The organism is Nostoc sp. UCD121, from assembly GCF_014222285.1.
Lineage (GTDB): Bacteria > Cyanobacteriota > Cyanobacteriia > Cyanobacteriales > Nostocaceae > Nostoc.
In genome coordinates this window covers 26345-40088 of the sequence record NZ_JACKZS010000008.1, presented here as the reverse complement: position 1 = coordinate 40088, position 13744 = coordinate 26345, and the positions used below count along the sequence as shown (strand labels likewise).

The window sequence follows — 13744 nt, the reverse complement described above, 5'->3', positions numbered from 1 at the left end:
TGTTGCATCCAAGAGGGAACCGCTATATTTTTCGTTTGTATGCAATAATTTGACCTCTATCCAAACCTCTCTCCTAAGAGGAGAGAGGCTTTGAATCTTGCTCCCATTCCCTTGTAGGGAAGGGGTTGGGGGTTAGGTCATAGAACTCGGCTAACAGTCATTACATAGTTTGCCGATTTACCTATTGGGTAACAGCACTCTATAGCGGTTCTTAACTGATGCACTAAACTTTTTCTTGTGGGATGGGTATATTACTCATCCTTTGTATTTCCCAGCAAGCAAGATGCTCACCCTAAAAGATTCATCCCTTAATTGAGCAGCACCGGAAGTAACTATGATATCTATGCAGTTACTACATTATTTAGATGCGAGGGTTGGGGAATTTCTGCTACAAGCGCTTTGCCGATTTCTAGAGAAGATGTGGCAGCTGGAGAAGGAGCATTGCAAACATGGATGGAGTTTTGACCGGAAACAATCAAAAAGTCGTCTACAAGTTTGCCGTCGTTCATTAAGGCTTGAGCGCGAACTCCTGCGTGGGTGGGAACTAAGTCTTCTGCTTGGACTTCGGGAATTAATTTTTGCAAACTTCTGGTGAAGGCTGCTTTACTAAAGGAACGAATGATTTCTTGGATGCCTTCATCAGCGTGTTTGGCTGCCAATTTCCAGAAACCGGGATAGGTGACGACTTCAAGAAAATCTCGTAAGTCAAAGTCGGTTTTTTTGTAACCTTCGCGTTTGAGTGATAAAACCGCGTTTGGCCCTGCGTGAACGCTACCATCAATCATCCGGGTAAAGTGGACACCCAGGAAGGGAAAATCGGGATTGGGAACTGGATAAATTAGTGTCTTGACGAGATAGCGTTTTTCTGGGGTGAGTTCGTAGTATTCTCCCCGAAATGGGACGATTTTAGCTTGGGGTTCAACTTTACCTAATTTGGCGGTGCGATCGCTATGCAATCCCGTACAATTAATTACAAAGCGGGTTGCAAAGTTACCTTTGTTTGTTTCTAGTACCTGATTTTTACCACTTGGGGAGATTTTCAGAACTTTTGTATTGAGATGCAAATCTCCACCCTGTTGTTGAATTAGCTGGGCATATTTCAAACAAACTTGCTTGTAATTAACAATCCCAGTTGAGAATACCCGAAGTCCACCTACGCATTTCACGTGAGGTTCAATTTCCCTGACTTCTTCGGGGCTGATTCTCTTAACTTCTATACCATTGTCTAAACCGCGTTGGTAGAGATTTTCTAGACGTGGTAGTTCTTGTTCTTCTGTTGCAACAATGACTTTACCACAAACTTCATGTTCTATTCCATGCTCTTGGCAAAACTCTACCATAGAGCGAGAACCATCACGACAAAATTTAGCTTTGAAACTGCCTGGCTTGTAGTAAATACCAGAATGAATTACCCCGCTATTATTGCCGGTTTGGTGAAATGCCCATTGACTCTCTTTTTCTAGTACTAAAATACGCGCATTGGGATAGCGTTTTCCTAAAGCCAATGCTGTAGAGAGTCCAACTATTCCCCCACCTATAATCGCAAAATCATACATTAGTATTATCGCACTTAAAATGACAGTAAATTTATTTGTCATTAGTCATTAGTCATTTAACTTCTGAATTCTGACTCCTGACTTCTGACTTTCTTTCTACCATGCCTTCCAAGGAGCCTGATTGTTTTTCCATAGCCCCTCTAGATAGTTTTTATCGCGTAAAGTATCCATAGGTTGCCAAAAACCATCGTGTTTGAAAGCAGATAGTTGTTCCATATCAGCTAGTTTTTCTAATGGCTCTTGCTCCCATACTGTAGAGTCATCAGCAATCAAATTGATTACTTCTGGTTCTAACACAAAATAACCGCCATTAATCCAAGCACCATCACCTTCAGGTTTTTCCCGAAAGCTGGTAATTTTAGTTTGCTCATATCCCAAGGAAATGGCTCCAAAACGTCCGGCTGGTTGAACCGCTGTGAGGGTTCCTAATGTATTTTGTTCTTTGTGAAACTTAACTAGCTCGGTGATATTAATATTACTTACACCATCACCATAAGTAAAGCAAAAGGTATCATTCCCAAGATGTTCCCTGATTCGCTTTAAGCGTCCGCCTGTCATGGTATTATCACCCGTATTGACTAAGGTAACACGCCAGGGTTCTGCATAACCAGAATGCACGTTCATCTGGTTAAATCGCATATCAAAGGTAACATCTGACATGTGTAAGAAGTAGTTAGCAAAATACTCCTTAATTATGTAACCTTTGTAACCGCAACAAATTATGAAGTCGTTAATGCCGTGGGCGGAGTAAGTCTTCATTATGTGCCAGAGAATTGGCTTACCACCAATCTCAACCATCGGCTTGGGTCTGATACTAGTTTCTTCACTGAGGCGTGTACCAAGCCCTCCAGCCAAAATCACCGCTTTCATGCAATTACCTCGGAGATTTGTAGAGATATTATTATTTGACTTTTCGATATGAAGAGGATGCACTTAGATAGAGAAAAATCGATTTCTGATTTGTTTTTCTCCGTCAACAATCTAACTGTAATTTTCCCCGAAATTATAAAGGAAAGATAAATTAACATCTTTTCTATATAAAAGCTCTATGAATATCTATAAACATGAGAATAAATTACTTAATTAAATAAAAATGTTACCAAATAAATAACTAGGGCTAGCTGATGCTAACCCTAGTTAGGCTTGATTTCTCCAATCAAAACCTATAATATGGAAGTAAAAAAACTTACTTGTTTTTAGTTAGTTTTTTCTAAATTACTTGAGCTTTGAAATAAAGGGTCGCATTTGCGTTCTACGACTACGCATAAGTTACTGAGTGCTTGCTGATAATTATCCATATCATCTTGCTCAAGAAACATTTTGGCAGATGCCTCTACATCTTCGATAGCTTTCGCCTGATTTTTGTTAGATTCACTACCACCATATTGTGCCAGTTCATAACGAACCATACCTCGTTTGAGATATACTTTTGCTAGTTTAGGGCTGATAGTTAATGCTTGGTTAAAGTCAGCGATCGCTTGATTGTATTCTTGTTGATAATTGCTGCTGTATTGAGCAATTTGATAATAGACAACACCTCGCTGAAAATAAGCTTCTGCTTTCGATACATTACGTTTTATGACTTGAGTAAAATCTGCGATCGCTCTTTTGTAAGCTTGTTGAGATTCACCGCTATATTTAGCCATCTGGGTGCGGACAATCCCCCGTCTGATATAAGCTTCAATTTCGTTCTTATCCAGACCGATAGCTCGATTATAGTCTGCGATCGCTAGATTATACTCTGTATCAGGATCGTTGCTATATTCGGCGAGCATATAGCGGGCATTACCCCGATTCACAAGGGCTTTGGTTTGATTGGGATTGATTTTGAGAGCTTGGCTATAATCTGTAACTGCTCCTTCGTAGTCTTTGAGATTATAGCGGGCATTGCCCCGATTTACAATTGCTGTGGTATGTGTTGGTTGTTGTTCAATTGCTCCGGTTAAGCTGGCAATTGCTTTTTCATAGTCTCGGTCTTTGTAAGCAGTTTGACTCTGCTGATAGTAGTCAGCGAAGCTGAGTTTGTTAATTGTCTGGCGAGACTTTAATGTTTGTTGAGTGTAAGCATTTTGGGAAACCAACGGCTGAGTAAATTTAATCATTACGTCCGCATATCCCAATAAACCGAAACCCAGTAAACAACAAAGAACCGGGTACAATTTTGACTTCTTGGAACGTTTATAAGATGAACCGCTTGGGGTCATTACTGGCTGCCAATAATTACCTAAGTGCGGTGACATACTGCGCTGGGGAAAATGCGGTGTCTGGGTGTAGCGCTTTTTCGCTTTGATTCGCGGTTGGAGATGTTCTCTCGCTTCTATAGCCCGATGTGATGGGAAGGGGTCGCGTCCACCTAATCGCACGGTACGTTCACACCACGGACAGCTACGCATGTGGTTATTGTAGCGATGCTGGGGATTTGTAGTGCAGGTAATTAAGGAATCTTCGGCTTCAGCGATAGCTGAGAGCCAAGTCTGGGCACTGGGGCGCAACTGTGGGTTGTTGTGACCCTCTTCAAAACAACGGACAAATAGTTCTTGTAGGCTGGGATGAAGAATTTCCCAAGGGGGCGCAATGGGGGTAGGTAGGTAGGGTACGTACCGCTTTTGGCTGTAAGTAAAATGCCCCGATGCAATGCGGGCTTCGTAGGGTGGTGGCTCAATAGAGCCTTGAAAAATCCCCGAAAATGGGTGAGTGCCTTCCATTAAGAGTTGGAATACCAGCACTGCTAACCCAAATAAATCGTGAGAAATTTCGCGATCGTGTTGGGCAAAAGTTTTATTCTGTAATTCTGGGGGTGTAAACTCTGGTTTCCCGACTGGGCAGCGATAAACAACATTGCTGTTGGGGTCGAGTACTTGGAAAGAGTCTGTGTCTATCAAAGTCACTAATGCGGTGTCGCTGACGAGGATATTCGACTCGTTCACATCACCTATACAATATCCACTAGCGTGCAAAGCAGCAAAAGCTGCCGCCAAGTTACGAGCCGTGCGGAGCAGGTACTGATAGTTGAATAGGGGACAGTGTTGACGACGGGTTCTGGGGTTGTAAAAATCGATGATTGGACGCATCCCCTGAATCCGTGGCATCAAAAAGCCCAAGATGCTATTTTTGCCATCTGGTGTCCGCAATAAATCCTCTGGCCAAGCGATAGAGATATGACCCAAACTAGCTGTCGGGTTTTCTGGCGGGTTGGCAAGCATCGCCTGTAATTTGTCAGCATGGGCTGTAGTTGGCTTGTGGTAAATCTTCGCCACCAAGTCATTATCAGATGGCACTGCATAAACACAAGCTTCACCGCCACGCCCCAAACTAACATTGAGGCTGAGGATTTCTTTTCTAGGGGAACAACGTAGTACCTGCATAATGAAATTACCGCTAACGGAAGTTATTTAAGATGTGAAACCTGTAAATTGATTGCTCATGAGTCGTTGAATGCAGCTATAATGAGTGTCAAATCATCATCAGTGCGTTGTGTAATTCGGTCTGAGCGTAAAAACTTTACTAACTGCTCCTTCGCTTCTGTCTTATCTTCGGTATTAGCTACAAATTCAAACAGTGGAAAAAAGAATGGTTTGTGAGGTTCTCCAACAACCATATTCAAAGCCAGCATTTGTAATCCGTCGGTGATGATACCAACATTAACTATGTCGGTGCGCCATAATCTCATCTGGGCTGTATCTAAGGCCGTAGGAGAAGTTAAAAAAGTGGTTTCGTTGATGTACTCGCCGCTATCAGGTATAGTTAGAGCGAGAAGATTGCCCGTGCTATCTTTTGCCACTGCCAAACCATCACCTATTTGCACTACAGCTACAACTTCTGGTGTGGCAACCATCATAATTAAGGTAGTTGCTAAGTCTTGAGGTTGTTTGTCACAAGTAGCCGCTTCAGCTTCCACAGCTTTTTTGGCGGCTAGTATGGCATCATTTAAGAGCGATCGCACAAACTCATCATCACTCAAAACTTTTTGGGTAATTCCTCTGCTAGAAATGCTTTCTATTGCTGTCTCCACAGCAATCATTGCTCCCACTTTCCCAAGGCTAGCAGAACCCGCGCCATCTGCTGCGGCTGCCACTAAAACATTATCAGACAATATTTGCCAGTGATGAGCATCCTGACATAACTGCTTGTTTTTTAAGTGACTTGTACCACATACCGACGCAGCCACAATCCGCCATTGAGCAATCTGTTTTGATATTTTCATAGATTTTTTTTCAACAGCTCGCTGTGTCAACATCAAGCTGCGATTTTTAATTAAACAGTCCCCCAACCAATCGGCGGTAGTGCTACCTGTTCGTCTACCTGCGAATGAGAAACAGCCGACATACTAGTTGATAGCCAGACAAACATCTCGATGAAATTTAGTCCTTTAAGCTTCAAAGGTGTACGTACAGTTATTTGATTTAAACGCGTCATATTCGCATTTTCTACACCAACTGTAAAGAATGCTACGCGTTTGTTCGCCTCGTCTCCCTGTAAGCGCACAGATGCTTGTTCCACTACATTCTCTAATTCACCTTGGGGTTCTCCATCGGTAATCATGAATACCCAAGGACGGTAGTAAGCAATCCCATTGGTACGATACTGAGATTTCCGCTCTTGAATTATGTCCAAAGCTTTATGAATGCCTGCACCCATTGTAGTCAAGCCCTGTGCCGTTAAAATGGGCGGATTAAATTGATCGGCAGTCACAAAGTCTTGTACTACATTGACATTACTATCAAAAGTGACGATCGCCACTTCTACACGTCTTGCGGCTAAGGAATTTTTGACTAATTCATCCTTTAGACTGAGTAAACCCTGATTTAGAGCCTCAATGGGATCTCCTTGCATCGAGCCAGAGGTGTCTAGTAAAAGTACGCAAGGACAACGTGGTTCTGGGTTCTCAGCAAATTCTACTACTTCATCAAGTCTTAATGTATCATGCATAACTTTTTGTGTTATGTTAAAGTTCAAAGCTTTATTTCCTTTTTGTCCGAGTATATAATTTCAGCTGTCGAGGTCACTACAGAATATAGTATCTAGTGGTAGATGCTCTAATCTTTATTAAACAAATTATTTTCATGAAGTTCTCAATATATTTTTAAGAAAAACTTGAGTACAGCTTAGTTTAGCAAAAAAGAGTTTATCAAAACCCAGTGTTACCTGTTGTAATGGATCTACCAAAAATTTATATCCCTTAAACCTACAGTACAATAAATACGTAAACTTTCCCAGATAAGTTTTTAAAGATTTTATGTAGAAGACTCCTTCCTTTACAGAAAAATTATTAACCATAATTAAGATCGTTAGCTCCAGAAGTGTACCAGTGTAACTGCGTTAACTTGGAATCAAATTTACCTGATTTTTGTGAGTAGGCATAAATAAACGTCATTACTAAGGTCTTAAGGTAAGAGTTGTCAGGAGTTGGTAAAATCCATAATTAACCAATATTTACTGATAGGCTAGCTATGATAAATGCTTCTCTTTATTCATACCTACTTGTGGTTTGAGACAAATTAAGTCAAAAGTACCAAATGTAACAAATAAGTTATAAAATTTATAATTTTTAAAATATATACATATTTTAAAAGGAAGAACTTGTCCGTAGATAAATATTACAAAGAAGAGAAGACTTCATCGTTGATATTTTAAATCTACAAATGTTCAGTTGTTGATTCCGCAAGAAACTTGAAAAATATGAATAACTCAGGCGCATTCACCAAACTACGTCCTCTAAGTTTATTAAGACAGTTATCCAATTGCTTTGATAGTACTTGTTTACAAGCATTAAGTAACTCAGTTCGTTGGTCAATTTACTTAGAACAGGGCAAAATAACTTACGCGACTCATTCAGTAGAACCTTTTGATCGACTAGAACGCCATTTGCGCCGCCTCAGCCACCAAATTCCCCTGCTTACTAGCGAGGTGCGCCTTCAAGCCCGTCTGATGTTTGAACCTGACTCACACAATCGGTTACTCGAATATGGCAGCAATTCCAGAAGCCACCCTCCTGAATATCAGGCGATATCCTGGCTTGTTAGTCAACAACATCTACATTCTACACAAGCAGTAGTGCTGATTCAAGAATTAGTTAAAGAGGTAATTGAATCATTTTTGCTCATTAAAGAAGGTACTTATGAATTAACAGAACCACTTGAGAGAATGCCAAGAATTTGTAGGCTAGATGTAGAAAAGATTCTAGAACGTTGTCAAGGAAGATTACAGAATTGGCAAGCTTTTGTTCCGCAAATCTCTTCTCCATATCAACGTCCATATCTGTTGATTAACAGCAAAATTGAAGAAAAAGATTTGACAAAACTTCAGCCAGATTTGATTAATTGGATGAAGGGTTTTAGCTTGTGTCATCTGGCAATAATTTTGAATCAAGATGAAATTCAATTGACCCGCAATTTATACCCTTACATACTTAATGGTGCGATTATCTTGCATGAACCCGATCCACCTTATGATAAGTTACCAAAGCTATTTGAAGAGCAATCGCTTTTCTCAAAATTAATTCCAGAGATAAAAAATACCACAAAAGAGCTAAATAGCACCATCAACTCTTACCCTGATATCACTGAAGAGAATATATCTCCTGTTCCAGGATTACCACAGATTTCTCTTCCTCCCCAAGAAGAATTTCAGGAACCAACAATATCAAATAACATAAATCCTGCTTCCAAAAAAGTAACAGATGCTACTGTAACGGCACAAAAAGTCCATAAAATCGTTTCTGTAGATGATAGCCCCACAATTCTCAAAGAAATTAGCCGTTTCTTAGAAAATGAAAACTTTTCTATAGTGACTATTAACGATCCAGTAAAAGCCGTTTTATCAATTATAAGGCACAAACCAGACTTAATTTTGTTGGATTTAAATATGCTAGGAATAGATGGTTATGAGTTGTGCCGGATTATACGAAATAATTCGATATTTCAAAAAACTCCCATTATTTTTGTTACTGGTAATAAAGGAATTGTAGATAAAGTAAAAGCCAAATTGGTCGGGGCATCTGGATATCTGACTAAACCGTTTACTCGCGCAGAATTACTTAAAATAGTTTTCATGCATTTGACTTAAATTAACTACTCCAATGAGTTTTTTCTGCACATTACTTTGTGCAATAATCTACACATGACTACTAATCTAGAAATTGACGAAAACTTAATTAAGGAAGCTCTCGAACTTGGTGGTCATCCAACTAAGGATGCCGTTGTAGAAGAGGCATTGCAAGAGTATATACAGCGTCGAAAGCAATTTAAAATTATGGAGCTATTTGGCACGATTGAATACCAGGATGAGTATGACTAAAAGCAACAGCGCCGAAGTCGATGAAAGTCATTATATTTATTATCTGATTCCGAAATCACCAGATAATAACGGCACATCATAAAGTTTAAATATCTGGTATATGGAAATCAGCGTTTAACCTTCTACTAAAGCTTGAGAAATTAGCATTCGGTCAAACGGATCTTTATGATGTAGAGGTAAAGTATTTAAATTTAGAACATGGGCAGGGATAACTGATAAAAAAGAGATCCCATTTTTATTTTGGCTGTCGTAGATGTCTTCTAATGATTGACTAAGCGTGAGCTTCCCTAGCTGACTCTTAATTTGTATTTCCCACAAACTAACAACACTGACATATAGTTTTGTGTCCGTTCGTTGTAGCAAACTTAAAATATTTGGTGATAACTTCTCATGCTCACTGTCCCACTAAATAAAAATATGAGTATCTAATAAAACCTTCATAAACCCCAAAAAGAATCTGGTAAAGGATCATCAAAATCATCACTCATTACCATAGAGCCACGATTTAAACCCACTTTAGGAACTACAGGCTGTTCCTGGGGTTGAGACAAAGGCAAAACCCTTGCCCGAGGGACACCCTGCCGAGTTAGCGTCACTTCAACATGATTTTGGATATCTGACAATAAATCAGCTAAATTATCCGATAAGTCAGCAATATCGAAAGTTTTTGATGACATTTTGATTTATGCCCTACTCATTACCAGCATTATATAGGAGTCCTAAATCAATTGCTCAGAGCAAAAAACTGGGCTTGTTGATAACCCAGAGAAAACAAGCCCATGTATTTAATTAGTCAAGTATTAAGGATTACCAATTTTGGGTGGAAGTAGGATGCTTTCTATAGTATTAAATACTTTGCTCAAGTTCTTCTAAAGTGTAACTATAACTCATAAAAATTCTCCGTAGATTTAAGTGGAACAAAGTGACCTGCATTCACAAGCTATATAATTTTTTAACGTAGATGTGCAGAGGCTGACTACAGCCGATCGCACAAAATGTAAAGATAAAGCAAAAAAGCGATATTGTTCTGCCAGTCTAACGTAGTAGGATTGTTCAAGTGAAAGGGTACGCCTAGCGGCATGAGTAGCCATTGATCGCTTCTTGCACCCTAAAATAAGAACAAAAGACGATTCCTAAAACAAGCACACTCCATGCGTATTTCTCTAAATTGGCTGCGCGAACTAGTAGAGATAAAACTTAGTCCAGAAGAATTAGCCGAAACCCTGACAATGGCAGGGTTTGAGGTAGAAGATATTGAAGATCGCCGCACTTGGGCAAATGGCGTGGTTGTCGGGAAAGTGCTTGAGCGTCAACCCCACCCCAACGCTGATAAATTAAGTGTTTGCCAAGTCGATATCGGTGCAGGTGAAACTTTAAATATTGTCTGTGGCGCTGCCAATGTGAAGGCAGATATCTATGTACCGATCGCAACTACGGGTACTTACTTGCCCAACATCGATTTAAAAATTAAACCTGCAAAACTCCGTGGTGTCCCTTCTCAGGGCATGATTTGTTCTTTAAAGGAACTTGGTTTGCCCACCGATGTAGACGGAATTCATATTTTTACCCAGGAAAATTTACCATTAGGTAGTGATGTGCGTCCTTTGTTGGGTCTAGATGATGTAATTTTAGACCTGACTGCAACTGCTAATCGCGCTGATGCTCTGAGTATGGTAGGCGTAGCTAGAGAAGTAGCAGCTTTAACTGGTGGAAAGTTGAACATCCCTGAACCTGGTGAAGTTTCTATTAGCAAAAATACTGGAAATTTAACTTTAAAAATTTCTGATACACAAGCTTGTCCTGCATACATCGGTACGGTAATTGAACAGGTAAAAATTGCTCCATCTCCCGAATGGTTGCAACAGCGTTTGCGGGCAGCTGGGGTGCGTCCTATAAGTAATGTGGTGGATATTACTAACTACGTTTTGTTGGAATGGGGACAACCATTGCACGCCTTTGACCGCGATCGCTTAAAATCTGTTGCAAGTAGCGAAAATTTAACTATCGGCGTTCGTTTCGCTAATAATGGAGAATTCTTAAAAACCCTCGATGGACAAACTCGCACCCTCTCAACCCAAAATTTATTAATCACCGCTAACGACAGGCCCGTTGCATTGGCGGGAGTCATGGGTGGAGAAGAAACGGAAGTCCATGAAGGGACTCAAAGCCTAGTTTTAGAAGCAGCTTTATTTGATTCCGTGGCAATTCGCCGTTCTTCCCGCAGTGCAGGCTTAAGAAGTGAAGCTTCTGGCAGATATGAACGGGGAGTTAACCGCGCTGAGTTGGAAATCGCTAATCGCCGCGCCTTATCTTTAATTAGCGAATTAGCTAGTGGAATTCTTGTCCAACAGGAAATTGCCGACACTCGCCCCGATCCTTCTACCTGGAGTCGTTCGATCGCACTGCGTTTAGACCGAGTTAATCAGATACTAGGGCCAATCGATTTGGGAGAGGACACAGGTGAACTCCAAGGACAAGATGTTGAGCGTATCCTGACTGCATTGGGATGTCAGTTGACTCCTTCAGGTGAAGATAGCAATCATCAACCTACATGGTCAGTTTCCGTCCCACCCTATCGTTACCGCGACTTAGAGCGAGAAATTGATTTAATTGAAGAAATCGCCCGTCTCTATGGTTACAACAGATTCTGCGATACTTTACCAGAAAAATCGGAAGGTGGTTATCTGCCTTTAGATGAGGAACTGATTCGCAAGTTACGGGCTTTCCTCCGGGCTGAAGGATTGACAGAATTAATCCACTATTCTTTAGTTAAACCAGGAGAAGACAGAGAGATAGTACTGTCAAATCCTTTATTTGCCGAATATTCAGCACTGCGAAACGATTTGCTATCTGGGTTGATTGATGCCTTTCAATACAATTTAGAGCAGGGTAATGGTTCCCTGAACGGCTTTGAAATCGGGCAAATTTTCTGGCGAGAAGAAGACGGTTTGCAAGAAACAGAAGCCCTGGCTGGGATTATAGGAGGCGATCGCACCGTTGGCAAATGGTCAAAAAGTGGACGCGAAGAACCCATCACCTGGTTTGAAGCCAAAGGCACTTTAGAAAGTGTATTTCGGCAGCTTGCCTTGGAGGTAGAATTCCAACCAGATTGCCGAGATAATCGGTTACATCCAGGACGCACCGCCTCTTTGTGGATTCGGGGTAACAGGCTGGGTATTTTTGGACAACTCCATCCCCAACTGCGACGAGAAAAAGGTTTACCAGATTCGGTTTATGTTTTTCAGTTGGATCTAGATGTGCTTTTAGAATCTCTAGGACAAGACGAAATTCTTGTACCAACATTCCAGCCCTATTCTACCTATCCAGCTAGCGATCGCGACATCGCCTTTTTCGCACCCGTGAAAATCTCAGTTTCCGAAATTGAAAAAGTAATTACCAAAGCGGGTAAAGGTTTGCTCGAATCAGTGGAATTATTTGATGAATATCGCGGCGAAAATGTCCCCGAAGGACAGAGGAGTTTAGCATTCCGTCTAGTTTATCGAGCTAGCGATCGCACTTTGACTGAGGCTGAAGTTGAACCAGTACACAATAAAGTCCGCGAAGCTTTGGTGGAAAAATTCGGCGTAAATCTCAGAAGTTAGTCATTTGTCATTTGTCATTTACTAGGAGTTAGGAATTAATAATCCCTCACTCCCCGATATACTGACTAAAAAATCCAAAATCTAAAATCCAAAATAGTCTTAGCTATGCCTAAATATGTACTCTGGGGAACTTACTGCGAAGATGTTCTTGAAAAACGCACCCCTCACCGCCAAGCTCATTTAGACGGACTAGCAAAACAGAAAGAATCCGGTGTGCTGATTACTATTGGCCCCACCAAGGATGTCACAAAAGTTTTTGGGATTTACGAAGCCGAAGACGAAGCGATCGTCCGCGAACTAATTGAAAACGATCCCTACTGGAAAAATGGCATCTGGACTGAATATTCAGTCAAAGAATGGATTCAGGCTTTATAAATTGGGCATGGGGCATAGGGGATTGATTATAATTCTCCTCCCCCATTCCCAATTCCCCATTCCCAATACTTCGGCTTCGCTCAGTACAAGTTCCCCATTCCCAATTTATGAAAATTTGGCAGGTTGATTTTTATCGTCGTCCCTCACAAGATGCGTCTGGACAAATTTTATGGGAGTTGTTGATTTGTGACGCAACTCGCAGCTTTGAGTATGAAGCTACCTGTCTTCAGTCAGCAGCGAATTCGAGTTGGGTTGCAGATCAACTTGAGTTAGCCGCAGGTGAAAAATTGCCAGATGTGATTCAGGTGTTTCGTCCTCAGTCTCTAAGCTTAATTGAGGCGGCGGGACGCAATTTAAGTATAAATGTCGAACCTACACGCCACACTTTGGCGTTGAAACAGTGGTTACAAGAAAAGCAATATCCCTCAGCGCTGGATAAACCACCTCCAGCACCATTACCAGAAAACCTCTGGGGAGAACAATGGCGGTTTGCGACTCTAGCTGCTAGTGATGTAGAAACGAGATTTAGCGATCGCCCCATTCCCATTTTGCACATCCCAGAACATCTCAAACCCATCAATTTGGGTTTAGCATCAACAGTGCCCATCCCTGGTGTAGTAATTTATGGTGGACGGCAATCGATGCGCCTAGCACGGTGGTTACAGCAAGCCCGTCCCGTAGGGTTTAATTATATATCTGGCGCACCAGATGGCTTAATACTAGAAGCTAGCTTAGTAGATAGATGGATTGTTGCCACTTTTGAAGATCTAGAAGTTACAACAGCAGCCCAAACATTTGAACAACGAAAAAAGCAAAGCCGAGGATTGCATTTTTTGTTAGTGCAACCAGATGATTCCGGGATGACTTATAGCGGCTTTTGGTTATTGCAGGCAGAAGATTGATATTACAACAATT

12 protein-coding genes are annotated in these 13744 nt (G+C 41.1%); 5 read left to right on the top strand and 7 right to left on the bottom strand.

The genetic code is table 11. From position 1 onward, the window contains the following. Window positions 1-341: 341 nt before the first annotated feature. The 5 genes from lhgO to GNF10_RS03115 all read right to left on the bottom strand — a co-directional run bounded on the left by lhgO (window position 342) and on the right by GNF10_RS03115 (window position 6485). Window positions 342-1556 (bottom strand): L-2-hydroxyglutarate oxidase, encoded by a 1215-nt coding sequence (gene lhgO / locus GNF10_RS03135; RefSeq protein WP_185581659.1) that lies wholly within the window; start codon window positions 1554-1556, stop codon window positions 342-344. Between the two features lie 96 nt (window positions 1557-1652). Then, window positions 1653-2426 (bottom strand): glucose-1-phosphate cytidylyltransferase, encoded by a 774-nt coding sequence (rfbF, locus tag GNF10_RS03130; RefSeq protein WP_114082321.1) that lies wholly within the window; start codon window positions 2424-2426, stop codon window positions 1653-1655. A gap of 326 nt (window positions 2427-2752) precedes the next feature. Beyond that, window positions 2753-4921, bottom strand: a complete 2169-nt coding sequence (locus GNF10_RS03125) for a tetratricopeptide repeat protein (RefSeq protein WP_185581514.1) — start codon at window positions 4919-4921, stop codon at window positions 2753-2755. A gap of 56 nt (window positions 4922-4977) precedes the next feature. Beyond that, entirely contained in the window at window positions 4978-5760 is a 783-nt protein-coding gene (locus GNF10_RS03120) for a PP2C family serine/threonine-protein phosphatase (RefSeq protein ID WP_185581513.1), read from the bottom strand. 50 nt (window positions 5761-5810) lie between these two features. Beyond that, window positions 5811-6485: a VWA domain-containing protein gene (locus GNF10_RS03115; protein WP_114082323.1), complete on the bottom strand. Its 675-nt coding sequence runs from the start codon at window positions 6483-6485 to the stop codon at window positions 5811-5813. Between the two features lie 750 nt (window positions 6486-7235). On the opposite strand from GNF10_RS03115, the gene GNF10_RS03110 reads away from it, so the two are divergent. Both GNF10_RS03110 and GNF10_RS03105 read left to right on the top strand, forming a co-directional pair. Next, the gene (locus GNF10_RS03110; protein ID WP_185585273.1) at window positions 7236-8621 is read left to right on the top strand and encodes a response regulator; all 1386 of its coding nucleotides are present in this window, start codon (window positions 7236-7238) and stop codon (window positions 8619-8621) included. 54 nt (window positions 8622-8675) lie between these two features. Continuing rightward, window positions 8676-8852, top strand: coding sequence for a type II toxin-antitoxin system VapB family antitoxin (locus tag GNF10_RS03105; RefSeq protein ID WP_185585272.1), 177 nt, complete (start codon window positions 8676-8678; stop codon window positions 8850-8852). A gap of 114 nt (window positions 8853-8966) precedes the next feature. Here GNF10_RS03105 and GNF10_RS03100 read toward each other — a convergent pair whose 3' ends face one another. Both GNF10_RS03100 and GNF10_RS03095 read right to left on the bottom strand, forming a co-directional pair. After that, window positions 8967-9215, bottom strand: a complete 249-nt coding sequence (locus GNF10_RS03100) for a type II toxin-antitoxin system VapC family toxin (protein ID WP_260446048.1) — start codon at window positions 9213-9215, stop codon at window positions 8967-8969. Between the two features lie 74 nt (window positions 9216-9289). Continuing rightward, the gene (locus GNF10_RS03095; RefSeq protein ID WP_185585271.1) at window positions 9290-9529 is read right to left on the bottom strand and encodes a type II toxin-antitoxin system Phd/YefM family antitoxin; all 240 of its coding nucleotides are present in this window, start codon (window positions 9527-9529) and stop codon (window positions 9290-9292) included. A gap of 474 nt (window positions 9530-10003) precedes the next feature. Here GNF10_RS03095 and pheT point away from each other — a divergent pair, with 474 nt between their 5' ends. From pheT to GNF10_RS03080, 3 genes are all read left to right on the top strand, one after another. Continuing rightward, window positions 10004-12454, top strand: coding sequence for a phenylalanine--tRNA ligase subunit beta (gene pheT / locus GNF10_RS03090; RefSeq protein WP_185585270.1), 2451 nt, complete (start codon window positions 10004-10006; stop codon window positions 12452-12454). 105 nt (window positions 12455-12559) lie between these two features. After that, on the top strand, window positions 12560-12829 hold the full coding sequence (locus GNF10_RS03085) for a YciI family protein (protein WP_185585269.1): 270 nt from the start codon (window positions 12560-12562) through the stop codon (window positions 12827-12829). A gap of 107 nt (window positions 12830-12936) precedes the next feature. Further along, window positions 12937-13731, top strand: coding sequence for a Tab2/Atab2 family RNA-binding protein (locus tag GNF10_RS03080; RefSeq protein ID WP_185585268.1), 795 nt, complete (start codon window positions 12937-12939; stop codon window positions 13729-13731). Window positions 13732-13744 lie beyond the last annotated feature (13 nt).